Genomic DNA, 26442 nt, shown 5'->3' with positions numbered 1-26442 from the left:
GGCAAATTCTCCGATGGCCCGAACGCGCACGTTGTCGGTTTGACGACGTCAGGCTTCTCCCCGATTCATGCCACCTGAAGGCTGGCCTCACCTCCGCTTAACGCGCCACGGACGAAGCTAGCCCTCACACCGGCACGGATGCGGCTGGTACGCACGAGACGTTACTCGGGGGAGGGGACTCGAAGTGGTCCTGAACATGAAGGCGTCGGAGTCCATGGCGGCTGAGGACAGCATGACCGACGATGTCGAGCCGCTGGCCGACCTGGACGCCACGGACGAGCGCGGCGTTTCCGCCGACCTGGTCCGCGCCTACCTCAACGGCATCGGCCGGACCCGGCTGCTGACCGCCGTCGAGGAGGTCACGCTCTCCAAGCGCATCGAGGCGGGCCTCTACGCCGAGGAGAAGCTGCCGGCGGCGCCCGCCGACCTGGCGCCTCTTCTGCACATCATCGCCGCGGAGGGCAAGGCCGCGAAGAACCACCTGCTCGAGGCCAACCTCCGGCTCGTGGTCAGCATCGCGAAGCGCTACACCGGTCGCGGCATGGCCTTCCTCGACCTGATCCAGGAGGGCAACCTCGGCCTGATCCGCGCGGTCGAGAAGTTCGACTACACCAAGGGCTACAAGTTCTCCACGTACGCCACCTGGTGGATCCGGCAGGCCATCACCCGCGCCATGGCCGACCAGGCCCGCACCATCCGCATCCCGGTGCACATGGTCGAGCAGGTCAACCGGATGGTCCGCTGCCGGCGTGACCTGGCCGCCCAGCTCGGCCGGGAGCCCGGCATCGCCGAGATCGCCAAGGCGATGGACGTGCCGGAGTTCCAGGTCATCGAGCTCATCTCGTACGACCGGGAGCCGGTCAGCCTGGACCAGGCGGTCGGTGAGGACGGCGAGAGCGCCCTCGGTGACTTCGTCGCCGCGGTCGACCCGAACGTTCCCGGTGAGGGCCACACCCAGGGCGAGCTGCGCAGCGAGGTGGAGATCGTGCTGTCCACCCTCTCCGAGCGGGAGTCCGCGGTGATCCGACTGCGCTTCGGCCTGGACGACGGCCGGCAGCGCACCCTCGACGAGGTGGGCCGCGAGTTCGGGCTCAGCCGCGAGCGGATCCGCCAGATCGAGAAGGTGACGATGCTCAAGCTGCGTGACCCGGAGCGGGCGTCCCGCCTCGAGGCCTACGCCTCCTGATCTAAACGCTTCTCAACCTCCGGGGGCCGGTGTCCGGCCGGGCCCCCGGGTCGCCGAACTCGATCGCGGCGTGCAGCACGGACCAGCCGTCCGGGCGGGCCAGTACCGGGTTCAGCGTCAGCGACCGGACCCGCGGGTGCTCGTCGGCCAGCCGGCCCACCCGCAGCAGCAGATCGATCAGGGCGGCCCGGTCCACCGGCGTGGACCCGCGGTAACCGTGCAGGAGCGGGGCCGCCCGTGGCTCGTCGACGAGTGCCTCGGCGGCCCGGTCGGTGAGCGGCGCGGCCCGCCACGCCAGATCGCCCAGCAGTTCGCTGGCCACGCCACCGAGACCGAATCCGATCACCGGGCCGAACGCCGGGTCCTCGACCATCTCGACCGTGCAGGCGACACCCGGCGGGACCATGGTCTGCACCAGGACGTCCGGACCGAAGGCGTCGGCCAGTTCGCCGTACGCCACTCGTACCCCCTGCTCGTCGGAGACCGCGAGGCGCACCGCGCCGAGGTCGATCCGATGCCGCAAGGCCCCTCCGGCCGCCTTGAGCGCGACCGGGAAACCCAGCTGGACCGCCGCGGCGACGGCCTCGTCCACACTGTGCGCGAGCGTCGACGGCAGCACCCGGATGCCGTAGGCGGCGAGCAGGCCGGTCGGTGACTCGGCGGCGACCGCGGCCTCCGCGGCGACCGGATCCACGCCGGACAGAGCGGGCATGACGCCCGGCGGACGGCGTAGCCAGTCGGCGTAGCCCATCACCCGGGACAGCGCGCGAACCGCCTCCTCAACCGATGGATAGGCGGGCACCCGCGGTGGCGCCTGACCGAAGACCATCGTCGCGACAGTCGGTTTCTCGCCGGCCAGGGCCACGCTCGCCAGCGCGGCGGCGAAATCCGCGTCCTCGTCGGCGTGCCGGCCGGGCATCGGCGGCGCGAAGACCACCACCAGCGCGTCCACCGACGGGTCGACGGACGCGTCGGCGAGCGTGTCGGCGAGATCGTGGGCGTCCGCCTCGGGGCCGGTGTCGCGCGGGTAACCGTCGGCCACCACCAGCCCGGCCGACCGGCAGGCGACCACCGCCAACTCGGCCAGCGCCGACGAGTTGCCGACCACGGCGACCCGCCGGCCGGCCGGCAGCGGCTGGTGGGCGAGCAGCATGCCGACGTCGAAGAGTTCCTGGACGGTGTCCACCCGGATCACCCCGGAACGGGCGAACAGGGCGGTCACCGCGTGCGCGTCGGGGCTCGGCGCGTCACCCGACAGACCCGGCGGGCGGGTCGCCGAGGCCACCGCCACCACCGGTTTGACCCGGCTGATCCGACGGGCCAGCCGGGCGAACTTGCGCGGGTTGCCGAACGTCTCCAGGTAGAGCAGGACCACGTCGGTGCCCGGATCGTCCTGCCAGTACTGCAACAGGTCGTTGCCAGACACGTCGGCCCGGTTACCGGCCGACACGAAGCTGGACAGGCCCAGGCCGCGCCGATCGGCCTCGGCCAGCAGGGCGACCCCGAGCGCGCCGCTCTGGCTGAAGAAACCGACCCGGCCCGCCTTCGGCAGGCGTGGCGAGAGGGTGGCGTTCAGCCGTACCGCCGGGTCGGTGTTGGCGATCCCGAAGCTGGACGGGCCCACCACCCGCAACCCGGCCGCCCTCGCCGCCTCGACCAGGCCGCGCTGCTGCGCGGCACCCTCCGGACCGGTCTCGGCGAAGCCCGCCGAGACCACCACCCCGCCGCCCGCGCCCGCGCGGGCGGCATCCGTCCCGGCCTCCGCCACCCGATCGGCCGGCACGGCGATCAGGGCCAGGTCGATCGGCACACCGGCGTCGACGGCGCTGCGGTACGCCGGAAGCCCGGCCACCCGCTCGGCTGAGGGATGCACGGGCACCACCTGCCCGGTGTAGCCGCCGTCGCGCAGATTGCCGAGCATGTGCGCGCCGATCCCGTGGCCGGTCGCGCTGGCGCCGTAGACGGCGATGCCCCGGGGCGCCAGCAGCCGGGCGATCGAGCGGGCCTCGGTCAGGTGCTCGCGGGACTCCTGCACCTCGCGCGATTTCTCGGTCGGCTCGATCGGGAAGCTCAGATGGACCACACCGTCGGCGTAGCGGCGCTGCACCTGGTAGCCGGTGTCGCCGAAGACCCGCAGCATCCCGTTGTTCTCCGGGAGGACCTCGGCGACGAAGCGGGTGATCCCGTTCTCCCGGGCCGCGTCGGCGAGATGCTCCAGCAGCACCGAACCGATCCCCCGGCCCTGGAGCGCGTCCTCCACCACGAACGCCACCTCGGCCTCCGGCGAGTCCGGGCCGAGCCGTTCATACCGTCCGACCGAGGTGATCCGGCCCTCGGCGAGCGTCACGAACGCCTCACGGTCGCGGTGGTCGACGTTGACGAAACGCTGAAGGTCGCGCTCGGGGATCCGGGGGTACGGCGAGAAGTAGCGGAGGTAGCGGGTGCGATCGCTCATCCGGGAGTGGAAGTCCACGATGGCCGGAGCGTCCTCCGGCCGGATCCGGCGCAGGTGGACGGCCGTCCCGTCGGAGAGGAGAACGTCTGCGCTGCGCTCCATGAGTCAGTCCCGGGGATCGTGGGGGTCCAGGCCGTGCAACGGGAAGACCGCGGTCCGGGTGGCGAGAACGGCCCGGTCCACCGGGTCGTCGCTCGTCCCCGGCCAGGACTCCAGCGGGGGCTCGGTCCCATCGGTCATCGCCTCCGGAATGGTAGCCCCCGGCCGGCGGGCCGCGGCCAGCGCGCGCCACCGCTGCGGGATCCGGGTCTCCGGTGCCAGCGGCTCCCCGGTGGCCACCGCGAGCAGGTGCGCCCAGGCCCGCGGAACCACCTCGACCAGGGCGTATCCGCCGCCGCCGGTGGCCACCCAGCGGCCGTCGCAGACCTCGTCGGCCAGCGCGCGCATGGCGATGTAGGCGGCGCGCTGCCCGTCCACCGACAGCCGCAGGTCGGCCAGCGGGTCGAGCCGGTGGGCGTCGGCGCCGCACTGGCTGATGATGATCTCCGGGGCGAACGCCCGGACCACCGACGGCACCACCGCGTGGAAGGCCCGCAGCCAGCCGGCGTCGTCGGTGCCCGGCGGCAGCGGCACGTTGACCGAGGTGCCCTCGGCGTTCGGCCCGCCCGTCTCGTCGGCGAAGCCGGTGCCCGGGAAGAGCGCCAGCGGCGACTCGTGCAGGCTGATCGTGAGCACCCGGGGGTCGTCGTAGAACGCGGTCTGCACCCCGTCGCCGTGGTGCACGTCGACGTCGATGTAGGCCACCCGCTGCGCGCCCTGCTCCAGCAGCCAGGCGATGGCCACGGCCGGGTCGTTGTAGACGCAGAAGCCGGCCGCGCGGGCGGGCATCGCGTGGTGCAGGCCGCCGGCCACGTTCACCGCCCGGCGGGCCACGCCGTGCCAGACCGCCTGGGCCGCGGCCAAAGTGGCGCCGCAGATCCGGGCCGAGGCCTGATGCATGTCGTCGAAAACCGGATTGTCCGGTGTGTTCAGTCCCCAGCCGGAGAAGAACGGATCGATCGGGGCGATCCGGACCGCGTCCAGATAATCGGCGCGGTGCACCCGAGTGAGATCGATCTCACTTGCCTCCGCCGGGGCGATCATCTGAACCCCGGGACGGTCCAGAATGCCCAGGTCACGGGCGAGCGCCATGGTCAGCTCGACCCGCACCGGATTGAGCGGATGGTCGCCCATGTCGTACTCGAGCAGGGCACTGTCCCAGACCACCACAGTCGTGTCGTCCGCCATGCCCGCCATGCTGCCATGCGCCGGGCGTCCCCCGGTCGTGGCGATGTGCTGTTAGCACACGTGTTCCGCCGTCGGGTAGGGTCGTCAGGCACTTGTCCGGGGCGGAGGTCAACCCTGCGCAACGCGGTATTATCGCTGCTGGGAGGGCCGCATCGTGAATGATCTCGTCGATACCACCGAGATGTACCTGCGCACCATTCTCGAGCTTGAAGAAGAAGGTGTGCCCGCGCTCCGCGCCCGGATCGCCGAGCGCCTGCACCAGAGCGGTCCCACGGTCAGTCAGACCGTCGCTCGGATGGAGCGCGACGGCCTTCTCACCGTCGAGGGCGACCGTCATCTCGTGCTCACCGACCTCGGCCGCTCGTCGGCGGTCGCGGTCATGCGAAAGCACCGGCTCGCCGAGCTGCTTCTCGTCAACGTCATCGGGATGCCCTACGAGGAGGCCCACGAGGAGGCCTGCCGCTGGGAGCACGTGATGAGCGACGCCGTCGAGAAGCGGGTCTACGAGCTACTCAACAAGCCGACCCGCTCGCCGTACGGGAATCCGATTCCCGGCCTCGACCAGCTCGGCGCTCCGGACGACACGTCCGATCTCCTGATCCACGGCGAGCGCAACCTGGCGTTCCCGGGGCTCAGCGGCAGCGTCGTCATCCAGCGGATCTGCGAGAGCGTGCAGACCAACTCGGATGTGCTGCGCCAGTTGCACGCCGCCGGGATAAACCCGGGGACGACGGTGACGGTGGCTCAGGAGCGCGACGGGGTGACCATCGACGGCTCGGCCGGTGACAAGATCCGGCTGCCCCGTGAGGTGGCGTCCCGGGTCTTCGTGGCGGCGCGCTAGTCGTTCGTCGACTAGGCCGGCCCTTCTGTCTGTTCTTCGGGCCGGCCTAGCCGTTCGTGGTGCTCAAGGCCTTCGCCAGCTCCAGAAGCTTCTTGTCCATGTCTTTCACGTCGGCCGCCGTGGCGCCCTTCGCGAAGGTGAAGCGGAGCGTCTGGAGCTGCTTGGCCTCGCTCAGCCAGCCGATCTCCACGGTCGGCCCGTGCTCGCCGGTCGCCTTGGTGTCCAGGCGGTAACCGGCCCGGCCCAGACCGGTCAGCTTCGTCGCCTTCTCCGGCATCCGGGTGTCGAGGAAGATCGTCGCGTTCGCCTTCGTGGTCTCCACGACGGACAGCGCCAGGTCGGGCCAGGGCGCGGACAGCGGCTGCACCACACAGGTCGACGTGTCCTCGACCTGGTCGGCGGCGGCCACCGCGAACCGGACGCCGATCATCTGCTCGATGAAGTCGTAGTCCCACAGGATGCACGCGCCACCGGCGGACGCGGCCGGAAGCTCGGCCAGGTCCTCGGCCGGCGCGACCGGGGTCACGATGGTGGCGTCCTCATCGGCTGAGCCACTGCTACAGCCGGACACGGCGAACAGCACGGCGGCGCCGAGAGCGGCCAGACGCGTAGGCACTTGCGATCCTCCCCGGGGGCGGGCGCACACACCGTACTGAACGGGGGCCGATCACGGAAGGGGCACTCAGGGGCCGCCCACATACGGGCAGTGACGGCAGCCGCGGGAACAGCAGGTCCCCCGGGCCGACAGGAATCCGGCGGTCAGCACGAAAAGCCCGGAATCCGGGTCGAGATAGCCGGCCTGACCCGCGTCGAGGGCCGCCGAGTGGGCGGCGAGGATCTCGGCCCGGCGTGGATGGTCCGGCGCCAGACGGGACGGATGGGGCTCGGTCAGAGGACGGTTCACCTCTCGGACCATATCGCTTGACACCCGCTGTCAAGTAGCGACAGGATGCTCCCATGGACCTCGCCGGGCAGCTGCTCCGCCTGCTCGACAACCGTCTGCTCGACCCCCTGGAGATCCTCCTCGAGGACGACCGGCCGGGCGACGCGATCCGCACCCTGCTGCGGCGGCGGGTGGCCGAGTGGGCCGAGGTGCTCGAGCACGGCGACGAACCCGCCGCGGTCCACGTGATCGCCCGGCTGATCGGCTCGCTCTACCCCGACGACGAGGGCTTCCATCCGCCCGTCGACTGGTGGCGCACTCCACTCGGGCAGATCGTGGTCCGGCGGGTCGGGCATCCCTATGCGGCCGCGGTCTCACTGGCGACGGCCGGCGCGATGCTCGGCATCAGTCGACAGGGCGTCCACGACCTGGTCCGCCGCGGCCGACTGCCCCGCCATCCGGACGGCGGCGTGCCCGTCGCCGCCATCCGCGACCGGCTCCGCAACACACCGCCCACCGAGGAGTCTCGATGATCAACGACCGCCTGATCGACGCCGGCAGCGTGCAGCTCGCCGTCCGTGACTTCGGCGGCGACGACCCGCCGCTGCTGCTGGTGCACGGCGCCGGCGGCAACCTGGCCCAGATGACCACCCTGGCCCGGGCGCTGCGCCCCCACCACCGGGTGGTCACGCTCGACCTGCGCGGCCACGGCCGTTCCGCCGACGGCGACTGGAGCTGGGACGCCGCGCTCGGCGACCTCGCCGCCGTCTGCGTCCAGCTGGAACTGGAGCGGCCCGCGGTCGTCGGCCACTCGCTCGGCGGCATGCTGGCCGCCCTCTGGGGGCAGCGGCACCCCGAGTCGCCGGGCATCGTCAGCCTGGACGGCAACCCGCCGCCCACCCGGCCCGAGCACCTGCCCGGCCTCGACCCGGAGAAGGCCGCCGCCGAGCTGGCCCGCCTGCACGCCGTCTTCGACGCCGTCGAGGCCGCCGCCGGGCAGGTGATCCCCGCCGACCAGTTGCCCGACCTGGTGGAGACCCAGCGGATGGCGGCCCGTGACATGGGCGCCAACGAGAAGGTGTGGATCGAGGGCTTCCGGCGCAACCTCGTGCACCTCGGCGGCGAGACGTCGATCCGTCCGTCGGCCGCGCTCACCAGCCGGCTGCGAGCCGACATGAACGAGCTGGACCTGACCCCGGTCTACGCCGCGACGACCTGTCCCGAGCTGGTCGTGCTGCCGACCCGCGACCTGCCCCAGCAGGAGCCGTTCGCCGAGCTGTACGCCGCACACCGCCGCTTCCTGGTCGAGCAGGCGCAGTCGATCCCGCACCTACGTCATCTGTCGCTGGCCGACGCCTCCCACGCCATGGTGATCGAGCAGCCCACCCTCCTGGCGAAAGTGATCACCGACTTCCTCACCGAGCACAGGTAGGGGGTCTATTCCGGCGCGGACCCGCCACATCCGACAATGTGCGTCAACGGGGCGGGAACGTGGTCGGAGAGGAGAGCCGGATGGCCAGCCCGGAGGATCTGCAGGCGGAGGCGCGCACGCTGCTGGCGCTACTGGGGCCGCTGGGACCGCTCATGCCCACAGGCAGTTTCGTCTCGGGGCTGATGGTCTGGCGGGACCTGGACGTGATGCTCCTCGGCGGCCCGGAGTTCGGCCCGGCGGACGTGGTCGAGCTGCTGGGCCGGGCGGTGACGATCCCCGGCCTGACCGGTTTCGATTATCGCGACGAGCGTGCTGACCGGTCCCCCACCGGACTCCCCAGGGAGGAGCGGTACCACGTCGTCCTCACCGTCGGCGCGTGGCGTGTCGACCTGTCGATCTGGCTGAACGACGATCACGCCGACGGCAGCGAATGGCACCGGGAACTCGCCGGCCGGCTGACCGCCGAGGAACGGCAGGCGATCCTCGCCATCAAGACCGCCTGGCACCAGCGCCCGGAGTACCCGGATGAGATCGGCGGCTTCGACATCTACACCGCCGTCCTCGAGCACGGGGTGCGTACCGCCGTCGAATTCGGTGTCTGGTTGCGAACCAGGGGCAACATGCGCTGACCGGGTCAGTCGCCCGTCCGGGCAGGCCGATACCCAGGAGTAGGTATCGGCACTCCAGGATGGGCAGAGATGACGCGTTCCCGGCTCGGCATGTTCGCTGCTTCGTTGGCAGGACTCCTGTCCTGCACCGGCCTTGCAACTCCGGCGGCGGCCATGCCGGCCGACGCACCTCTGCGGATCATGCCGCTCGGCGACAGCATCACCGTCGGGGTCGGATCGCCGGGTAAGAACGGCTGGCGCGCCGACCTCCAGCGGCGGCTGCGAGACGCCGGTGTGTCCGCCGACTTCGTCGGTTCGGAGAGCGAGGGCACCCGCGGCGACCTCGACCACGAGGGCCACGGCGGTTGGACGATCGAGCGGGTCGCCGGGATCGTCGACCGGAGCCTGGAGACGTACCAGCCCGATGTCGTCCTGCTGCACGCGGGCACCAACAACATCACCCGGTCCGACGACCCGGTGGCGGCGGCCGGCAAGCTGTCCGCCCTGATCGACCGGATCCAGGCCCGGGTTCCGCACGCGGAGATCTACGTCGCGAAGATCATCGGTACCGCGGTCGCCTCCGAGGTTCCGGCGAACCGGGCCTACAACGCCCTGATCCCCGGCGTGGTCGAGGAGAAGGGGCCGCAGGTGCACCTGGTGGACCAGTCCACAGTCAACGGGCTGGACATCTACGACGCGCACCACCCGAACGAGTTCGGGTACCGCAAGATGGCCTACACCTGGTACGAGGCGATGCGCGACACCCGGCACCCGGAGTGGCCGGGCACCGGGAACCCGTACAAGGCCCGTCAGGCGTTCCTGTGCCACGCCAAGAGCAAGACGGAACGGGACTGCCGTACCTGGCACCTGCGCCGGGTGATCGTGTCGCAGAAGGACGGTCAGACGGTCACCGCGGAACGTTGGCAGACCGTCCGGACGTTCACCGAGCGGGTCCGGGTCTGGGTTCCCGGTCACTACAAGCAGGGCCGCTGGGTGCCCGGCCGGTACGTGATCGAGAACCGCCGTACCAACCGCTGGTCCAACGTCTGACGCTCCCCTCGAACGGCCGGTCGCCACCCAGGCGGCCGGCCGTTCGCGTGTGCCCGTACCGATGCAAAAGAAACGTCCCCCGGACCGTGACGGTCCGGGGGACGCTCAGTACTTCAGGACTCAGCTGCAGCCCGACGTGGAGCCGCAGCCCTCACAGACGTAGCAGCTGCCGGCGCGGCGCATCTTGGTGCCGCAGGTGAAGCAGAGCGGCGCGTCGGCGGCGTGGCCGGTCACGATCTCCAGCAGCTCGGTCGAGGAACCGGCCTTCACCGGTGCCGTCTCCGGAGCGGTCGAGGCCTTCACCTCGGCCACCGTGACCTTGGAGGACGCCGGAGCGGGCGAGACCGGCGCGGAGGCGGCCAGACCGGCCAGCTCCTCGGCGGCCTCGGCGGCGGCCGCCTCGGCCGCGGCCTGCGCGGTCCGCTCCTTGACGGTGAAGATGCCGAGCTCGGCCCGCGTCTCGTACGGCAGGAAGTCCAGCGCCAGGCGACGGAAGATGTAGTCCATCACCGAGGTCGCCATACGCACGTCCGGGTCGTCGGTCATACCCGCCGGCTCGAAGCGCATGTTGGTGAACTTGCTGACGAACGTCTCCAGCGGGACGCCGTACTGGAGCCCTATCGAGATCGCGACCGAGAAGGCGTCCATGACACCGGCCAGGGTGGAACCCTGCTTCGACATCTTGAGGAAGACCTCGCCGAGACCGTCGTCCGGGTAGGACGACGCGGTGAGGTAGCCCTTGGCGCCGGCGACCGAGAACGACACCGTCTCCGACGTCCGCTTCTTCGGCAGGCGCTTGCGGATCGGGCGGTACTCGATCACCTTCTCGATGATCTTCTCGACGGTCTTCTCGTCGACGATCTTCTCCGGCACGGCCGCCTTCGCGGACTTGCCGGCGGACAGCGGCTGGCCGACCTTGCAGTTGTCGCGGTAGATCGCCAGCGCCTTGAGACCCAGCTTCCAGCCCTGGTAGTGGATCTCCTCGATCTCCTCGACGGTCGCCGTCTCCGGCATGTTGACCGTCTTCGAGATCGCGCCGGAGATGAACGGCTGCACCGCGGCCATCATCTTGACGTGGCCGATCGGGGAGATCACCCGCTCGCCCATGGCGCAGTCGAAGATCGCGTAGTGCTCCGGCTTGAGACCGGGCGCGTCGACGACGTTGCCGTGCTCGGCGATGTGCTCGACGATCGCCTCGACCTGCTCCTCCGGGTAGCCGATGCTGCGCAGCGCCCGTGGAACCGTCTGGTTGACGATCTGCATCGAGCCGCCGCCGACCAGCTTCTTGAACTTGACCAGCGCCAGGTCGGGCTCGATACCCGTGGTGTCACAGTCCATCATCAGGCCGATGGTGCCGGTCGGCGCCAGCACCGAGGCCTGCGCGTTGCGCCAGCCGTTCTTGGCACCGAGCTTGTTGCCGGACTGCCACTGGCGGGTCGCCTCACGAAGGATCTCGGTGGCGACGGCGCCGAGCGCGCGGACCTCGTCGTTGGCCGCGGCGTGCTTACGCATGACGCGCTGGTGCGCGTCGGCGTTGCGGGCGTAGCCGTCGTACGCGCCGACGACACCGGCCAGCTCGGCCGAACGACGGTAGGCGGTACCCGTCATCAGCGAGGTGATCGCCGCGGCGACACTACGGCCACCCTCGGAGTCGTACGGCAGACCCGACGCCATCAGCAGCGCACCGATGTTCGCGTACCCGATACCGAGCTGGCGGTACGCCCGGGTGGTGACACCGATCCGCTCGGTCGGGAAGTCGGCGAAGCAGATCGAGATGTCCATCGCGGTGATGATGAACTCGACGCTCTTGACGAACTTCTCCACCTCGAAGCCACCGTCGGCCTTGAGGAACTTCATCAGGTTCAGCGAGGCCAGGTTGCAGGACGAGTCGTCCAGCGACATGTACTCCGAGCACGGGTTGGACGCGGTGATCCGGCCGGTCTCGGGGTTGGTGTGCCAGTCGTTGATGGTGTCGTCGTACTGCAGGCCGGGGTCGGCGCACTCCCAGGCGGCCTGGGCGATGCCCCGGAACAGCTTCTTGGCGTCGATGGTCTCGATGACCTCGCCGTCGAGGCGGCCGCGCAGACCGAACTCGGTGCCGTTCTCGTACGCAGTCATGAACTCGTCGCTGACCCGCACCGAGTTGTTGGCGTTCTGGTACTGCACGGAGACGATGTCGGCCCCGCCCAGGTCCATGTCGAAGCCGGCGTCCCGCAGCGCGCGGATCTTGTCCTCCTCGCGCGCCTTCGTCGAGACGAACTCCTCGATGTCCGGGTGGTCGACGTCCAGGATGACCATCTTCGCCGCGCGCCGGGTGGCGCCGCCGGACTTGATGGTGCCCGCGCTGGCGTCGGCACCGCGCATGAAGCTGACCGGGCCGCTCGCCGTCCCCCCGGACGACAGCAGCTCCTTGGACGACCGGATGCGGGACAGGTTGACACCCGAACCGGAGCCGCCCTTGAAGATCAGGCCCTCTTCCTTGTACCAGTCGAGGATCGAATCCATCGAGTCGTCGACCGACAGGATGAAGCAGGCGCTGACCTGCTGCGGCGACTTGGTGCCGACGTTGAACCAGACCGGCGAGTTGAAGCTGAACACCTGGTGCAGCAGCATCCAGGTGAGCTCGTGGTCGAACAGCTCGGCGTCCGCCGCGGTGGCGAAGTAGCCGTGCTCCTCGCCCGCCTTGCGGTAGGTCTGCACGACCCGGTCGATGAGCTGCTTCAGCGACCACTCCCGCTCGGGCGTACCCACCGCGCCCCGGAAGTACTTGGTCGTGACGATGTTCGCCGCGTTCACACTCCAGAACGCGGGGAACTCGACGCCACGCTGCTCGAAGTTGATCGAGCCGTCCCGCCAGTTGGTCATGACGACGTCGCGGCGTTCCCACTCGACCTCGTCGTACGGGTGAACGCCCTCGCTCGTCCAGACCCGCTCCACTCGCAGCCCCCCGGCCGCCGCGCCGCCGCCGCCGTTCGTCCGGCTGCGCTGGCGACCTGCAGTGATGCCGTCTCCGGCCATATGGATGTGCTCCCCCTCGTAGGTACCGCTACAAATGAGTCGGTAAGAAGTGCCTCGGGCTGAGGCCGGCCGAACTGACGCCTCAGCCGTTCAGCTTGGGTGCGCGTCCCCCGGACCGCGGCGCGACAGGATGTCGTGTCCCGGGTTCCCGGTCGGGGCCGGCTTCGCGCAGCGCGGCGATCTCCTTCTCGAATTCGTCGAGAGAGTCGAACGACTTGTACACGCTGGCGAACCGGAGGTAAGCCACCTGGTCGAGCTCACGCAACGGCGTGAGGATCGCCAGACCCACGTCGTGGCTGGGGATCTCGGCGGCACCGCGGGCCCGGACGGCTTCCTCCACGCGCTGCGCCAGCTTCGCGATGGAGTCCTCGTCGACGGGCCGGCCCTGACAGGCCTTGCGCACGCCACTCATGATCTTGGTCCGGCTGAAGGGCTCGGTGACACCACTGCGCTTGACCACGGCGAGGACGGCCTCCTCGACCGTGGTGAACCGCTTGCCGCACTCCGGGCACGATCGGCGGCGACGGATCAGCTGACCGTCGTCGGCCTCACGCGAGTCGACCACGCGCGAATCGGCGTGACGACAGTACGGGCAGCGCACCGTGATCTCCCTCCGGATCCCTCCCGCCGGGTTTCGGACACGCCGAAACGCAGCGCCACCAGCATCAGGGACAACTGGCCGCGCTGTGGATAACCGGTGAGAAGGAAACCCAACCTGTGGACGACTTACATCCGTGTAACCACTAGATGTTGGGGTAGACGCTAGGCCCCGGCGGACGCCGATGCAAGTTCAGCAGTGTGCCGACGCGCCGTATTTTCCGCCTCACCACCTGGGGTGATGACACCATCACGCGCAGCGGCCGGATCGAGCGAATCGACGCGCCGAAGAATCGGGCAGCACACCCGACGGAGATCAAACCCGGGCGGCCCGGAAGGCGGAGGTCAGCCCTGAGACGCGGTGGTGAGGAGGACGACATAGGCCAACCCGACGGCGGCGAAGAACAGACTCAGCAGCACCACCCGGCCACGGCGGGTGAGGCGCAGCGGCGGCTCGGCGTGTCGCGCACCACTGACCGTCATGACAAGACCCCTCTCGGACACCCGTTCGATAGAACGCCCGTACGAGGGTTTATCAGAACGGAGGTACGAAAGTCGAGCCCTGTGGAGCGACACGCCGGGAAAATCTCGTACAGATGTTTGAATATGTCGGACCTGCACACTAGGTTTTCCGAGAAGAGGGTCAGCCGGACGCACGCCATCCCCACGACGTCGCCCGGCTCCGCGACGCACCACGTGCCGTCAGGCACTTGGCCGACAGGGAGGGCGGACGTGTCGACCGAAGACCGCACCAGCCGACAGCAGCAGACCAGGAAGCCCGAGACGGCCCGGCGCCGCACCACGCCGACCAGGTCCCGCGGCTCGGACGCGCCGCAGCTACGCGCGGTCACACCGATCGGTAACGTGCCGGAAGTGGTCGCCTCCGACCTCACCGCACGCCAGCGGCGGATCCTCGAGTTCATCCGGGACTGGGTGGAGAAATACGGCTACCCCCCGAGCGTCCGCGAGATCGGCGAGGCGGTCGGCCTAGTCTCCCCCTCCAGCGTGGCCTACCAGCTGAAGGCGCTGGAGACCAAGGGCTACCTGCGCCGTGATCCGAACCGGCCACGCGCCGTCGACGTCCGCGCACCGGGCGAGCTGGTCGACGACGAGGCGCTGCGCGCGGCCCGCCCGCAGCCCGCCTACGTCCCGCTGGTCGGCCGGATCGCCGCCGGCGGCCCGATCCTCGCCGAGCAGTCGGTGGAGGAGTTCTTCCCGCTGCCACGCGAGCTGGTCGGCGAGGGCGACGTGTTCATGCTCGAGGTCAAGGGCGACTCGATGATCGACGCCGCGATCTGCAACGGGGACTGGGTGGTCGTGCGCCAGCAGCCCAACGCCGAGGCGGGCGACATAGTGGCCGCGATGATCGACGGCGAGGCCACGGTCAAGAGCTACCGTCAGCGCGACGGTCACGTCTGGCTGATGCCGGCGAACCCGGCCTTCGACCCGATCCCCGGCGACGACGCCACGATCATGGGCCGGGTGGTGGCGGTCCTCCGCCGAGTCTGACGCCCCTTCCGGGCCGGACACCGGACATTCCCGGCGTCCGGCCCGGAAGCCACCTCACTGCGGTCCGTCTTTTCAAACCCGCGGTGATACGGCCACGCGTACCCACCTGTGTAGAAGGCTTCCACCCGGCCCCCGGTGCTGTCCTCGTCCGTCGGGTTCTCAAGTCGCCGACAGACCAGACCCGGCCTCGGCCGACCCACGCCGCCGGGCAGCCGTCGGCCTTGACCAGCGCGAGCGGCGTCTCGGCCGGGACGGTCGCGGATCCCGTGGCGCCGATGATCTTTTTGGTGGCCTCGATGTGGATGGCACTGCCCGTCGGGGCGCTCGGTCATCGTCGGCGGGGATGTGGTTCTGCTCCTCGGACCTCCTAGGCGATCAACAGCGGCACTTGCCACCGTCTCAGCGACACGTCGGAAACAGCGACACGTCGGAAACGCCAACCCGCCCCGGAGGCAGCCACACCGCGCCGCCGGATGACCAACCAACGTCCGTGCCTCACGGCGCCGCGTCGTTGACGCCCGTGCCGCGCCGTCCGTGCCATGCCGCGCCGTCCACGCCCGCAGGCCATACCCCGCCGCCGGACGGTCGTCCTCCCCGGATCGCTGAGGTACCGCTTCGGAAAACCCTCGGCACGAATACGGAAGGCGCTGCGCACAGCACGAGCGCGACAGACGCGAACGAGCGCGAGCGCAGCGCGGGCTGCGCAACGCAGCGCGGCATAGCACGGACGACCCGCATGGCGCAGGCAACGCCGCCCGGCATGGCCGGCGCGGCGCGGACCTGGACGACGCGACACGGCCGGACGGCGCGGCGCGGGCGTGGACGCCGGGGCATGGCACGGACGGTGCGGCGCGGAACGGCGCCGCGGCACGAGCGTCAACGACGCGGCGCGAGAGTGAACGACGCGGCACGGCCGACGCGGCATGACATGGGCGGCACGGCACAGACGGCACGGCGCGAGAGTGAATGACGCGGTACAGACGGCACGGCACGGACGGCACGGCACGGACGGCACGCCACGGGCGACGCGCCACGGGCGGCACGCCACGGGCGACGCGCCACGGGCGGCACGCCACGGGCGACGCGCCACGGGCGGCACGCCACGGGCGACGCGCCACGGGCGGCACGCCACGGGCGACGCGCCACGGGCGACGCAGCACGAGCGACGCGCCACGGACGTCGCAGCACGGGCGACGCGCCACGGGCGACGCGCCACGGGCGACGCGCCACGGGCGACGCGCCACGGGCGACGCGCCACGGGCGACGCGGCACGGACGGCGTGGGCGGCGGGGCGCCAAAGCGCGGGCACGACGCGAAAGCGCATAGCACGTGGAAAGCCGAACGTGGCGAGAAGGTGCAGACGCAGCGCATGAGGCGTGGACGCGAGAGGCCGCGACGTAGAAGGTCGGGCACGCGCACTGCAAGGTCGCGGCGTGGAAAGCCGGGCACGCGCACTGCAAGAAAGCAGCGCGGAAGGTCGGGCACATGCCCGAGGGCGCCAGGTGGGGCGGGAGAGCGCCGCGCGGGAAGCGCGAATGCGGGAACACGAGCAGAGACGAGCGGAGACGGGCGCGCGCCAAAGGCGCGGGAACTCCACTGGCTCGGTGCTGGTGGTTGGACTGAGAAGTCATGAAGAAAGCCGGCACCGCGGCTGCGGGACCGGCTTTCTCGGGTGGAACGGTTACTGGCGCCCGTCGGGGCCGTTGGGGCGTCCGCCGCCGTACACGCCGTTCGGGCGCTGGGGCTGGCCCTGCTGGCTTCTGGGTGGCTGCTGACCGCCATAAACGCCGCCACCACCGCCGCCGCGGGCGGGGGGCTGCGGGCCGCGCGGAGGCTGCTGCTGCGGACCGCCACGGCCGGGAGTCTGCTGCGGACCACGCGGCGGCTGCTGCTGCGGGCCGCCACGGCCGGGAGTCTGCTGCGGACCGCGCGGGGGCTGCTGCGGACCGCGCGGGGGCTGCTGCGGGTTACGAGCCGGAGCCTGCTGCGGGCCGCGCGGAGGCTGCTGCTGCGGACCGCCACGGCCCGGAGCCTGCTGCGGACCACGCGGCGGCTGACCGGCAGGCCGACCGTACTGCGGGCCGCCACCCTGACCACCGCCGCCGCCCGGACCACCGCCGGGACCACCGCTGCCGCCCTTGCCGCCGCCTGAACCGCCGTAGACCCCGTTGCCACGCTTCGGCGCGCCACCGCCGCCGGACTGGGAACCGTAGACCGGACCGCCGCCACCCGGACGGCCGGAACCGTAGGCCGCGCCGCGCGGCGGAGCGCCGCCGACCCCGATGAGCTCGGTCTCCGGGTCGCCCTTGGCGATCCCCCCGGACGGCAGGTCGTCGACGGCCGAGGACAGGCCCTGCGGGGACCGGCGGAACCGCACGATGCCGAAGACGCCCGCACCGACCAGGATCAGGCCGATGACACCGATGCCGCCGACCATGTAGGTGACGTCGTCGATGGTGAGGTTCGAATACCAGGAGTCGCCGCTGCCGCTCTTGCCGGACTTCTCCGACTTCACCGCGACCGTGGTGGCCGGTGTGTACTCCCGGATGTGGTTGGCGACGTCGGTTTTGCCGCTCATGTCCGAGACGGTGTAGAAGAGCTTGCCGTCGGTGCTGTACGCGATGCCCTCGCCGAGTGGCTCGTTGGGCAGGCCCGTGGTGCGCGGCTCCTTCTTCAGCGCGGCGAGCACGTCGCCGCCGGTCACGTCCCACTCGAGGGCGTCCGTGTAGGTGCGCAGCACCACCTTGGTGGCGCCCTGGGTGACAGCGCCGCCGGTGATCGTCTTGTTGCCGATCCGGGCGATCGGGTTACCGGCCGTCTCGGTGGCCGAGAGCTGGATCTCGCCGACCCGCTCCAACGGCACCGGGGTGTTGTTGTTCTTCTTCAGCGCGGCGGTCGGCTTGTAGATGCCGGCGGGCGCACCGATCTCCTTGGTCACGATCAACGGGGTGCCGTCACCGTTGAAGATCAGTGCCTCGGCGTCGTGCTTGTCCTTGTCGGGGTAGCTGACCCGGTGGATGGTCGCCTCTCCGGTGCCGCTGACCGGGATGCTCCACAGCGCGACGTGTGGGCGCACATTGCCCGGGTCGTTGCGGACGTTGTTGTCACCGAAGTCGCCGACCCACAGCGTCTCCTGATCGGGCGAGAGGACGATGTCCTCGGCGTCGAGCGGCGTGCCGTTGAAGCTCGCCTCCTTGGTCTTCTTACACTCCCGGTTGAGGAAGAAGATCTTGGGGGTGACGCCCTCACGCCCGTCGTTGATGACGACGAACCCGTTCTTGGTGGCCGCGATGCCGGAGAGCTCGGTGAGCTCGGCGTCCGCGATCTTGCAGAGCTTCTTGCCGGGCGTCGACTTGGCGCTCACTGTGGGTGCCGGAGTCGGGTCCTCGGCGGACGCGCTGGAGGAGCCGACCATTACCAGACCGATGGCCACGATGGTCGGAAACACGAGACGCCGCATCCGCACAGTGTCGCACGCGACGTCTCGTGTCGGTATTACGTGTGGATCAACACAGGAAGCTGCTCCCGTGAAGTCCGAATTGCGCTTCCTGATCAGCTCCGAAAACCGGACAGCTCGGCAGCGAACTGCTCATCGACGCGTACGGAGAGTTCCGTCCCGTCGTCCAGATGCCGGGATTGCAGCACCTGACCGGACCGGTGCACCCGGGCCACCAGGTCACCCCGGTCGTACGGGATGAGGACCCGCATCTCGACCGCGGGCCGGGGCAGCCGGTCGGCGATCGCCTTGTGCAGTTCCGGGATGCCGGCTCCGGATCGGGCCGAGACGAAGATCGCCTCCGGCCAATTCCGCTTGAGCCGAAGCACGGTCTCCTCGTCGGCCGCGTCGACCTTGTTGATCACCAGCAGCTCGGGGAGCTGGTCGGCGCCGACCTCGCTGAGCACCTCGCGGACCGCGCTGACCTGACCCTCCGGGTCCGGGTGGGCGCCGTCGACCACGTGCACCACCAGGTCGGACTGGCCGACCTCCTCCAGCGTCGAGCGGAACGCCTCGACGATGTGGTGCGGCAGGTGCCGGACGAACCCGACCGTGTCGGAGAGTGTGAACTCCCGCCCGTCCTCCGCGGCGGTGCGCCGGGTGGTCGGATCGAGGGTGGCGAACAGCGCGTCCTCGACCAGCACGCCGGCCTGGGTCAGCCGGTTGAGCAGGCTCGACTTGCCCGCGTTGGTGTAACCGGCGATGGCCACGGCCGGAACGCCGTTGGCGACCCGGCGGGAGCGCTTGGTCTCCCGTACCGTCTTCATGGCTTTGATCTCGCGCCGCAGTTTCGCGATGCGGGTGTTGATCCGCCGCCGGTCGGTCTCGAGTTTGGTCTCACCGGGACCACGGGTGCCGACGCCGCCGCCGCCCGAACCGCCACCGGCGCCACCGCCCTGCCGGGACATGGCCTCACCCCAGCCGCGCAGTCGCGGCAGGAGGTACTGCAGTTGGGCCAGCTCGACCTGGGCCTTACCCTCGCGGCTCTTCGCGTGCTGGGCGAAGATGTCCAGGATCAGGGCGGTCCGGTCGACCACCTTGACCTTGATCTGTTCCTCGAGTTTGCGCAGCTGGGACGGGGACAGCTCACCGTCGCAGATGACCGTGTCGGCGCCGGTCATGATGACCACGTCGCGCAGCTCGTCGACCTTGCCGCGGCCGATGAAGGTGGCCGCGTCGGGCTGTTTCCGCCGCTGGATCAGACCCTCGAGAACCTGGGAACCGGCGGTCTCGGCGAGAGCGGCGAGCTCGGTCAGTGAATTGTCGGCATCTTCCACACTTCCTTCGGTCCACACACCGACGAGCACGACCCGTTCGAGTCGAAGCTGTCGGTACTCGACCTCGGTGACGTCGGTCAGCTCGGTGGAAAGACCGGCCACCCGCCTGAGCGAGTGCCGCTCCTCGAGCTCCAGGTCCCCGGTCGTGGGGTCCAGCTCGTCAAGGACGGGTGTCTGGTACGTGTTTCGCAAAAGTGACCTCCTACGTTCGATCGTGGCACGTCACGAGAGCGAACGCATCCGCATAACTCCACCTGACCCACCAGTAACCACCGAGCGGTAAGCCGAAATTCCGCAAGAGCGACAATCTGAGGACTCACCCCACCAACGTCGGAGGGAACACCGTGGTGACCACCCGCCTGCCGAGCGCAGGATTCTCGATCACGATCCGTATCGCCGTTACCGCGGACGCCTCGTCCATCGGCCGGCTCACCACCTGTGTGGGTGAAGCCGGGGCGATCGTGACGGCGCTGGACGTGGTGGACTCCGACCCCACCAAGGTGCTGGTCGACCTCACCTGCGACACCGCCGACGCCGCGCACGCCGACCAGGTCGTGAAGCAGTTGGAGGAGCAGGACGGCGTGGACGTCCGCAAGGTCTCCGACCGGACGTTCCTGCTGCATCTGGGCGGCAAGATCGAGGTGTCGTCGAAGGTCGCGCTCCGCAACCGGGACGAGCTGTCCCGGGCGTACACGCCGGGTGTGGCCCGGGTCTGCATGGCGATCGCGGAGAACCCGGCGGACGCCCGGCGCCTCACCATCAAGCGCAACACGGTCGCCGTGGTCAGCGACGGCTCGGCCGTGCTCGGCCTGGGCAACATCGGCCCGGCCGCCGCGATGCCGGTGATGGAGGGCAAGGCCGCACTGTTCAAGCGGTTCGGCGGCGTCGACGCCTGGCCTGTGGTGCTCGACACACAGGACACCGACGAGATCGTGGCGATCGTGAAGGCGATCGCCCCGGCCTACGGCGGTATCAACCTGGAGGACATCGCGGCGCCCCGCTGCTTCGAGATCGAGGCGCGACTGCGGGAGATGCTGGACATCCCGGTCTTCCACGACGACCAGCACGGCACCGCGATCTGCGTGCTGGCCGCCCTGACCAACGCGATGCGGGTGGTCGGCAAGCGGATGGAGGACGTCAAGGTCGTCGTGTCCGGCGCGGGCGCGGCCGGCACCGCGATCATGAAGCTGCTGATGCGGCAGGGTGTGGGCGACATCATCGCGTACGACCGGAAGGGCGCCCTGCACCGCGGGATGCCCGACCTCAACGAGTCGATGCAGTGGCTGGCCGACCACACCAACAAGGACAACTACTCGGGTGACCTGCCCGGCGCGATCGTCGGGGCGGACGTCTTCATCGGTGTGTCCGCGCCGAACCTGCTGACCGGCGACGACATCGCCAAGATGGCGGACCGGTCGATCGTGTTCGCGATGGCGAACCCGGACCCCGAGGTCGACCCGCGGGAGGCCCGCAAGCACGCCGCGATCGTCGCCACCGGCCGGTCCGACCAGCCCAACCAGATCAACAACGTGCTGGCCTTCCCCGGCGTGTTCCGGGGCATGCTGGACGCCGCGGCCGAGGAGTTCACCGAGGAGATGGCGCTGGCCGCGGCCCGGGCCATCGCCGACGTGGTCGGCGAGGACAAGCTCAACCCCACGGTGATCATTCCGAGCGTCTTCGATCCCAAGGTCACCCCGGCGGTGGCGGCGGCGATCCGGGCGGTCGTCAAGGGCATGCCGGTCCCGGCCAACCCGGCGGCGCTTCCGGAGAGCGAACTCGACAAAGCCCCGGACACGACCTTTTAGGGGGTACGGCTACGGCGCGCCCGGGTCCGTCCGGATCTCCGGCGCGCCGCACCCGTATCCCATGCCGAGCACCGCCGTGTGACCCCGGGTCAGGCGCCGGCCCAACCGGTCAGCTCGCCGACCAGATCGGTGATCAGACCGGCCACGCCCGCGTCGACCAGGGGACGCCACTGGGCGATGTCGTTCGGCGTCCAGGGCATCACGCCGATCCCGGCCGCGGCCAGGGCGGCCATCGTCTCCGGCCCGTTCAGCACGTCGTCGACCGACGGATTGCAGTAGGCGACGCCCAGCTCCCGGGCCAGCTCGACGGTCTCCGCGTCGAACCGGAACAGCAGCAGGCCACGACGTGCGTCCGGGGCCACGTCGCGGACCTTGCGCACCACGTCGGCGTCGAAACTCTGCAGCACCGTACGGCCCAGTAGGTCACGCTCGGCGAGCTGGGCGACGATCGACTTGACCTCGTCCAGCGTGGCCGGCGGCTTGATCTCGACGAGCAGGTCGACCGGCTCGGGCGCCAGCAGGTCGAGCGTCTCGGCCAGGGACGGCACCCGCAGCCCGGTGAACCCGGGGCCGAACCAGGAACCCGCGTCCAGGGCGGCGACCTCGTCATACGTCAGGTCCCAGACCCGACCACGGCCGTTCGTGGTGCGGTTCACCGTCCGGTCGTGGATCACCACGGGCACGCCGTCGCGGGTCGCCCGGACGTCGAACTCGACGACCGTGGCACCGGCCCGGACGGCGGCGTGGAAGGCGGGCAGGGTGTTCTCGGGGGCGACCGTGGAATAGCCCCGGTGCGCGACGCGGGCCGGCATCAGAGCACCGCCGCCGGGTCGACGTCACCGTCGGCGACCAGCACCGCCGGGCCCTCCAGCCACCAGGCCCCGTCAGCGTCACAGGTGACCAGGACCCGGCCGCCGAGCACGTCCACCGCCACCGAGCCGGTGGCCAGCCCGGCCTCGCGCAGCGCCACCGCACCGACCGCGAGCGCGCCGGTGCCGCACGACTGGGTCTCGCCGGAGCCGCGCTCGTGCACCCGCATCCGGACGTGCCGATCGACACCGGCCAGCGGTTCGGCGGGCTCGACGAACTCCACGTTCACCCCGGCCGGGAACACCTTCGGGTCGTGCGACGGGGCCCGGGTCAGGTCGAGGGCGGACAGCTCCACCCCGTCGTGCAGGCCACAGACCAGATGTGGGTTCCCGCAGTCCACCGCGAGCCCGGGAACGGTCAGATGTCCGAGAGTGGCGGTGCTTCCCGCGTACACCCTCGGGGTCGTCATCCGCGCGCTGATCGTGCCGGCACCGACGACCGTGACCAGCACCCCGGCCCTGGTCGCCACCGGCAGGCCCGAAGGGCCGGGTGTGGCCAGACCCTTCTCCAGCAGATAGCGGACGAAGACGCGGAGGCCGTTGCCGCACATCTCGGCGATCGAGCCGTCGCTGTTGTGATAGTCCATGAACCACTCGGCCTCGCCGGCGAGACCGGCGGCCTCCGGGTGCTTGGCGCTGCGCACCACCCGGATCACGCCGTCACCGCCGATGCCCTTGCGGCGGTCGCAGAGCGCCGCGACTAGCGCGGGCGTCAGCTCCAGCTCGCCGTCCGGGTCCGGCAGGAGGACGAAGTCGTTGGATGTCCCATGGCCCTTGGTGAAACGCACGCGGCCCATCATCGCGCAAGGTCCATGGCGCGCGCCAACAGCTTCGGGTCGGCGCCGTCGAGCCAGGTGATCGCCGGGTCCCGCCGGAACCAGGATCGCTGCCGCCGCACGAACCGCCTGGTGCCCTGGACCGTGTCCGCCTTCGCCTGCTCCTCGCTGAGCTCGCCGTCGATCTGGGCGAGGGCCTGCTGGTAGCCGAGCGCCCGCGAGGCCGTCCGGCCGGCCCGGATGCCGGCCAGCCCGCGGACCTCGTCGATCAGCCCGGCCGCCCACATCAGGTCGACCCGCAGCGCGATCCGCTCGTCCAGCTCGGCGGTCTCCCGGTCGACGCCGATCTGCACCGACTCGTAGACCGGCCGTGGATCGGGCAGCGACGCCGTGAACGGCCGGCCGGTCAGCTCGATCACCTCCAGCGCCCGGACGATCCGGCGGCCGTTGCTCGGCAGGATCTTCGCGGCCGCCTCCGGGTCCTGCTCGCCGAGCCGGGCGTGCAACACGCCGGAACCGACCGCGGCCAACTCCTCCTCGAGCCGCGCCCGGATCGCCGGGTCGGTGCCGGGGAACTCGAAATCCTCCAGAACCGCCCGGACATACAACCCGGACCCGCCGACCAGGAGCGGCACCCGGCCCCGGTCGAGGATGCCGTCGATCGCCGCGCGGGCCAGCCGCTGATACTCGGCGACGGCGGCCGGCTCGGTCACGTCCCAGATGTCGAGCAGATGATGAGGTACGCCGTCCCGCTCGGCGCGGGTGAGTTTCGCCGTGCCGATGTCCATCCCCCGATAGAGCTGCATCGAGTCGGCGTTGACCACCTCGCCGCCCAGCTCGTGGGCGAGAGCGATGCTCAGGGCCGACTTGCCGGCGGCTGTCGGACCGACGACGGTGAGGACTCGTTGAGCTGTCCGGAACGGCACGAACCAACCGTAGGACACCGTTGTGTCACGGTCGTCAGCGGGAGCTTTCCCCTAACCGGGTTGGACCTGTGACAATGCGCGAGAAAGAATGCCGATGAGAAGTTGGCACTCAGACTGCGCTGTGGCGGTGGCCACGACCCCGATGCGGGCCGATGACGCCGGGAGAACGAGGATGAGCTCATGAACGACTGGACGACCTTCGGGCGCGTGGATGCCGACGGCACCGTGTACGTGAAGACCGCTGAGGGCGACCGGGTGGTCGGTTCCTGGCAGGCGGGCACCCCTGAGGAGGGGCTGGCCCACTTCGCCAGGCGATTCGCCGACCTGGTGACCGAGGTCGAGCTCGTCGAGGCCCGCCTCAAGTCCGGCGCGGCGGACGCGGCCCACTCACTCAGCAGTGTGAAGCGGCTGCGGACCCAGCTGGACGAGGCGCACGTGGTCGGTGACATCGACGGCCTCACCGCCCGCCTGGAGCGGCTGGCCACGCTCGCCGACGAGAAGGCCGGCGAGGCACGGGCGGCCCGCGAGGTGGCCCGGACCGAGGCGCTGGCCCGCAAGACGGCGCTGGTCGAGGAGGCGGAGAAGATCGCCGCCGACGCCACCGGGTGGAAGACCGCGGGCGACCGCCTCAAGGAGATCCTCGACGAGTGGAAGACGATCCGCGGCGTCGACAAGAAGACCGACGGTGAGCTGTGGAAGCGGTTCGCCGCCGCGCGGGACGGTTTCACCCGTCGTCGCGGCGCCCACTTCGCCACCCTCGACGGTCAGCGTAAGCAGGCGCAGACCGCCAAGGAGGACCTGGTCAAGGAGGCCGAGAGCCTGGCCGAGTCGACCGAGTGGTCGAGCACGGCCAACCGGCTCAAGGAGCTGATGACCGAGTGGAAGGCGGCGCCCCGCGCCGCCAAGGAGGCCGAGCAGCGTCTCTGGGAGCGTTTCCGGGCCGCTCAGGACGCGTTCTTCACCAAGCGCAGCGAGGTCTTCTCCGCCCGCGACGCGGAGTACCAGGGCAACCTGGAGAAGAAGCAGGCCATCCTGGCCGAGCTGGAGGCCGTCGACGTCGACGCGGACGCCCGCGGCGCGCAGAACAAGCTGCGTGACGCCCAGGCCGCGTGGCACGAGGCCGGTCGGGTGCCGCGGGAGGCGTCCGCCTCGCTGGACCGCCGCTGGCGGGCCGCCGAGGAGCGCATCCGGGTGGCGATGGACTCGGCGTGGCGCAAGACCAGCCCGCAGGACAACCCGCTGCTGCGTCAGATGCGCGACCAGGTCGCCGAGGCCGAGCAGCGGCTGGAGCGGGCCAAGGCCGCGGGCGACAACCGGCGGATCAAGGAGGCCGAGCAGGCGCTCGCCTCGAAGAAGCAGTTCCTCGCGTTGGCCGAGCAGGCCAACTGAGGAGGTGAGAAGGGGCCGGCCGGTGCCGGCCCCTTCTTCATGCCCGGGTCAGGGTCGCCAGCTCGTCGGGACCGGCGTTGCCGCCGGTGCAGACCACCGCGACCCGTTTCCCGGCGAACCGGTCCGGGCGGGTCAGGACGGCGGCCAGGGCCGCCGCACCGGCGCCCTCGGCGAGGGTGTGCGCGGCGGTGGCCAGCAGTCGCCGAGAGGTGTCGATCTCCTCGTCGGTGACCAGGTGGAAGTCGGCCAGGCGCCCACGCAGGATGCGCTGCGGCAGGGCGAAACCGCGCCCGGTGGCCAGTCCGGCGGCGGTGGTGCGGTTGGGGCGTTCGACGAGGTCGCCGGACCGCCAGGAATCGTGCGCGGCAGGCGAGGCCGCCGACTGGACCCCGATCACGGCACAGCGCGGCGCGAGAGTGGCCGCGACGAGGCATGCGGCGGCGGCGCCCGTCCCACTCCCGACCGGGACCACGATCGCGTCGAGATCCGGGGCGGCTTCGAGGATCTCCAGGTAGACGGTGCCCACCCCGGCCAGCAGCTCCGGCGTGTCGCCGGGACTGATCAGGCGGGCCCCGGTCTCGTCGGCATGCTGCCGAGCCCGCCGCTCCGCCGCCTCCAGGCTGTCACCGGCCCGGATCGCCCGGGCGCCCCAGGAGTCGACCGCCGCCGCCTTGAACTCGGGTGTCCCGGCCGGCATGAACACCGTGCAGCCGGCGCCGAAGACGTGGCTCGCGTAGGCCAGCGACTGCGCGTGATTGCCGGTCGACCAGGTGACCGTGCCGCGTCGGCGGCCGGCATCTGTCATCCCGGCCAGCAGGGTCAGCCCGCCGCGCACCTTGAACGCGCCGACCGGCTGGGAGTTCTCGTGCTTGACCAGCACTGATGCTCCGGCGGCCCGGTCCAGCAGCGGATACGACCACATCGGGGTGGGCGGCAGGTGGCGGCTGACGAGGTCGCGGGCGGCACGGATGTGGTCGAGGCTGAGTTCCATGTCCTCGATCGTCGGCCGTTCCGAGTCATAGGTCCAATGTCAGTGTT

22 protein-coding genes are annotated in these 26442 nt (G+C 70.6%); 9 read left to right on the top strand and 13 right to left on the bottom strand.

Going from position 1 to position 26442, the window contains the following annotated elements; translation table 11 throughout:
* Positions 1-232: 232 nt before the first annotated feature.
* A complete protein-coding gene (gene sigB, locus Q0Z83_RS50225) occupies positions 233-1186 on the top strand; it encodes an RNA polymerase sigma factor SigB (RefSeq protein ID WP_317790652.1) in 954 nt (317 codons plus the stop codon).
* Position 1187: 1 nt separating this feature from the next.
* Here sigB and Q0Z83_RS50220 read toward each other — a convergent pair whose 3' ends face one another.
* Positions 1188-3743, bottom strand: a complete 2556-nt coding sequence (locus Q0Z83_RS50220; protein WP_317790651.1) for a bifunctional acetate--CoA ligase family protein/GNAT family N-acetyltransferase — start codon at positions 3741-3743, stop codon at positions 1188-1190.
* Between the two features lie 3 nt (positions 3744-3746).
* On the bottom strand, positions 3747-4928 hold the full coding sequence (locus tag Q0Z83_RS50215) for an acetoin utilization protein AcuC (protein ID WP_317790650.1): 1182 nt from the start codon (positions 4926-4928) through the stop codon (positions 3747-3749).
* A 151-nt stretch (positions 4929-5079) separates the two neighbouring features.
* Here Q0Z83_RS50215 and Q0Z83_RS50210 point away from each other — a divergent pair, with 151 nt between their 5' ends.
* Positions 5080-5769, top strand: a complete 690-nt coding sequence (locus tag Q0Z83_RS50210; RefSeq protein ID WP_317797348.1) for a metal-dependent transcriptional regulator — start codon at positions 5080-5082, stop codon at positions 5767-5769.
* A gap of 46 nt (positions 5770-5815) precedes the next feature.
* Here Q0Z83_RS50210 and Q0Z83_RS50205 read toward each other — a convergent pair whose 3' ends face one another.
* Positions 5816-6385, bottom strand: a complete 570-nt coding sequence (locus tag Q0Z83_RS50205; protein WP_317790649.1) for a hypothetical protein — start codon at positions 6383-6385, stop codon at positions 5816-5818.
* Positions 6386-6451: 66 nt separating this feature from the next.
* On the bottom strand, positions 6452-6673 hold the full coding sequence (locus Q0Z83_RS50200) for a DUF5522 domain-containing protein (protein WP_317790648.1): 222 nt from the start codon (positions 6671-6673) through the stop codon (positions 6452-6454).
* Between the two features lie 53 nt (positions 6674-6726).
* Between Q0Z83_RS50200 and Q0Z83_RS50195 the strand changes: the two genes are divergently transcribed.
* The 4 genes from Q0Z83_RS50195 to Q0Z83_RS50180 all read left to right on the top strand — a co-directional run bounded on the left by Q0Z83_RS50195 (position 6727) and on the right by Q0Z83_RS50180 (position 9742).
* Positions 6727-7185, top strand: coding sequence for a hypothetical protein (locus Q0Z83_RS50195; protein WP_317790647.1), 459 nt, complete (start codon positions 6727-6729; stop codon positions 7183-7185).
* Complete coding sequence (locus Q0Z83_RS50190) at positions 7182-8084, top strand: alpha/beta fold hydrolase (RefSeq protein WP_317790646.1); 903 nt, start codon at positions 7182-7184, stop codon at positions 8082-8084. Before Q0Z83_RS50195 ends, Q0Z83_RS50190 begins: the two co-directional genes overlap by 4 nt.
* A gap of 80 nt (positions 8085-8164) precedes the next feature.
* Complete coding sequence (locus Q0Z83_RS50185; protein WP_317790645.1) at positions 8165-8713, top strand: hypothetical protein; 549 nt, start codon at positions 8165-8167, stop codon at positions 8711-8713.
* A gap of 69 nt (positions 8714-8782) precedes the next feature.
* Positions 8783-9742, top strand: coding sequence for an SGNH/GDSL hydrolase family protein (locus tag Q0Z83_RS50180; RefSeq protein WP_317790644.1), 960 nt, complete (start codon positions 8783-8785; stop codon positions 9740-9742).
* 120 nt (positions 9743-9862) lie between these two features.
* Here Q0Z83_RS50180 and Q0Z83_RS50175 read toward each other — a convergent pair whose 3' ends face one another.
* The 3 genes from Q0Z83_RS50175 to Q0Z83_RS50165 all read right to left on the bottom strand — a co-directional run bounded on the left by Q0Z83_RS50175 (position 9863) and on the right by Q0Z83_RS50165 (position 13840).
* The gene (locus tag Q0Z83_RS50175; RefSeq protein ID WP_317790643.1) at positions 9863-12760 is read right to left on the bottom strand and encodes a vitamin B12-dependent ribonucleotide reductase; all 2898 of its coding nucleotides are present in this window, start codon (positions 12758-12760) and stop codon (positions 9863-9865) included.
* Between the two features lie 82 nt (positions 12761-12842).
* Positions 12843-13361, bottom strand: a complete 519-nt coding sequence (gene nrdR / locus Q0Z83_RS50170) for a transcriptional regulator NrdR (RefSeq protein ID WP_093619981.1) — start codon at positions 13359-13361, stop codon at positions 12843-12845.
* A gap of 341 nt (positions 13362-13702) precedes the next feature.
* Positions 13703-13840, bottom strand: a complete 138-nt coding sequence (locus Q0Z83_RS50165) for a hypothetical protein (RefSeq protein ID WP_317790642.1) — start codon at positions 13838-13840, stop codon at positions 13703-13705.
* A gap of 249 nt (positions 13841-14089) precedes the next feature.
* Between Q0Z83_RS50165 and lexA the strand changes: the two genes are divergently transcribed.
* Positions 14090-14866 (top strand): transcriptional repressor LexA, encoded by a 777-nt coding sequence (lexA, locus tag Q0Z83_RS50160; protein WP_317790641.1) that lies wholly within the window; start codon positions 14090-14092, stop codon positions 14864-14866.
* Positions 14867-16547: 1681 nt separating this feature from the next.
* Here lexA and Q0Z83_RS50155 read toward each other — a convergent pair.
* Positions 16548-18326: a hypothetical protein gene (locus Q0Z83_RS50155; RefSeq protein WP_317790640.1), complete on the bottom strand. Its 1779-nt coding sequence runs from the start codon at positions 18324-18326 to the stop codon at positions 16548-16550.
* 92 nt (positions 18327-18418) lie between these two features.
* On the bottom strand, positions 18419-19831 hold the full coding sequence (gene hflX, locus Q0Z83_RS50150; RefSeq protein WP_317790639.1) for a GTPase HflX: 1413 nt from the start codon (positions 19829-19831) through the stop codon (positions 18419-18421).
* Positions 19832-19983: 152 nt separating this feature from the next.
* Between hflX and Q0Z83_RS50145 the strand changes: the two genes are divergently transcribed.
* The gene (locus tag Q0Z83_RS50145; protein ID WP_317790638.1) at positions 19984-21444 is read left to right on the top strand and encodes an NAD-dependent malic enzyme; all 1461 of its coding nucleotides are present in this window, start codon (positions 19984-19986) and stop codon (positions 21442-21444) included.
* A gap of 89 nt (positions 21445-21533) precedes the next feature.
* Here Q0Z83_RS50145 and Q0Z83_RS50140 read toward each other — a convergent pair whose 3' ends face one another.
* Genes Q0Z83_RS50140 through miaA form a run of 3 tightly spaced genes read right to left on the bottom strand, consistent with a single transcriptional unit; the run spans position 21534 to position 24015 of the window.
* Positions 21534-22256, bottom strand: coding sequence for a glycerophosphodiester phosphodiesterase (locus Q0Z83_RS50140; RefSeq protein ID WP_317790637.1), 723 nt, complete (start codon positions 22254-22256; stop codon positions 21534-21536).
* Positions 22256-23101, bottom strand: coding sequence for a diaminopimelate epimerase (gene dapF, locus Q0Z83_RS50135; RefSeq protein ID WP_317790636.1), 846 nt, complete (start codon positions 23099-23101; stop codon positions 22256-22258). The genes Q0Z83_RS50140 and dapF overlap by 1 nt, the downstream gene beginning before the upstream one ends.
* An 8-nt stretch (positions 23102-23109) precedes the next feature.
* Positions 23110-24015, bottom strand: a complete 906-nt coding sequence (gene miaA / locus Q0Z83_RS50130; RefSeq protein ID WP_317790635.1) for a tRNA (adenosine(37)-N6)-dimethylallyltransferase MiaA — start codon at positions 24013-24015, stop codon at positions 23110-23112.
* Positions 24016-24195: 180 nt separating this feature from the next.
* On the opposite strand from miaA, the gene Q0Z83_RS50125 reads away from it, so the two are divergent.
* Positions 24196-25404: a DUF349 domain-containing protein gene (locus Q0Z83_RS50125; protein WP_317790634.1), complete on the top strand. Its 1209-nt coding sequence runs from the start codon at positions 24196-24198 to the stop codon at positions 25402-25404.
* A 37-nt stretch (positions 25405-25441) separates the two neighbouring features.
* Here Q0Z83_RS50125 and Q0Z83_RS50120 read toward each other — a convergent pair whose 3' ends face one another.
* Entirely contained in the window at positions 25442-26395 is a 954-nt protein-coding gene (locus Q0Z83_RS50120; RefSeq protein WP_317790633.1) for a threonine ammonia-lyase, read from the bottom strand.
* Positions 26396-26442: the final 47 nt, after the last annotated feature.

This window comes from Actinoplanes sichuanensis, from assembly GCF_033097365.1.
In the GTDB taxonomy this organism is placed as follows: domain Bacteria; phylum Actinomycetota; class Actinomycetes; order Mycobacteriales; family Micromonosporaceae; genus Actinoplanes; species Actinoplanes sichuanensis.
This window is presented reverse-complemented; position numbering and strand designations above follow the sequence as displayed.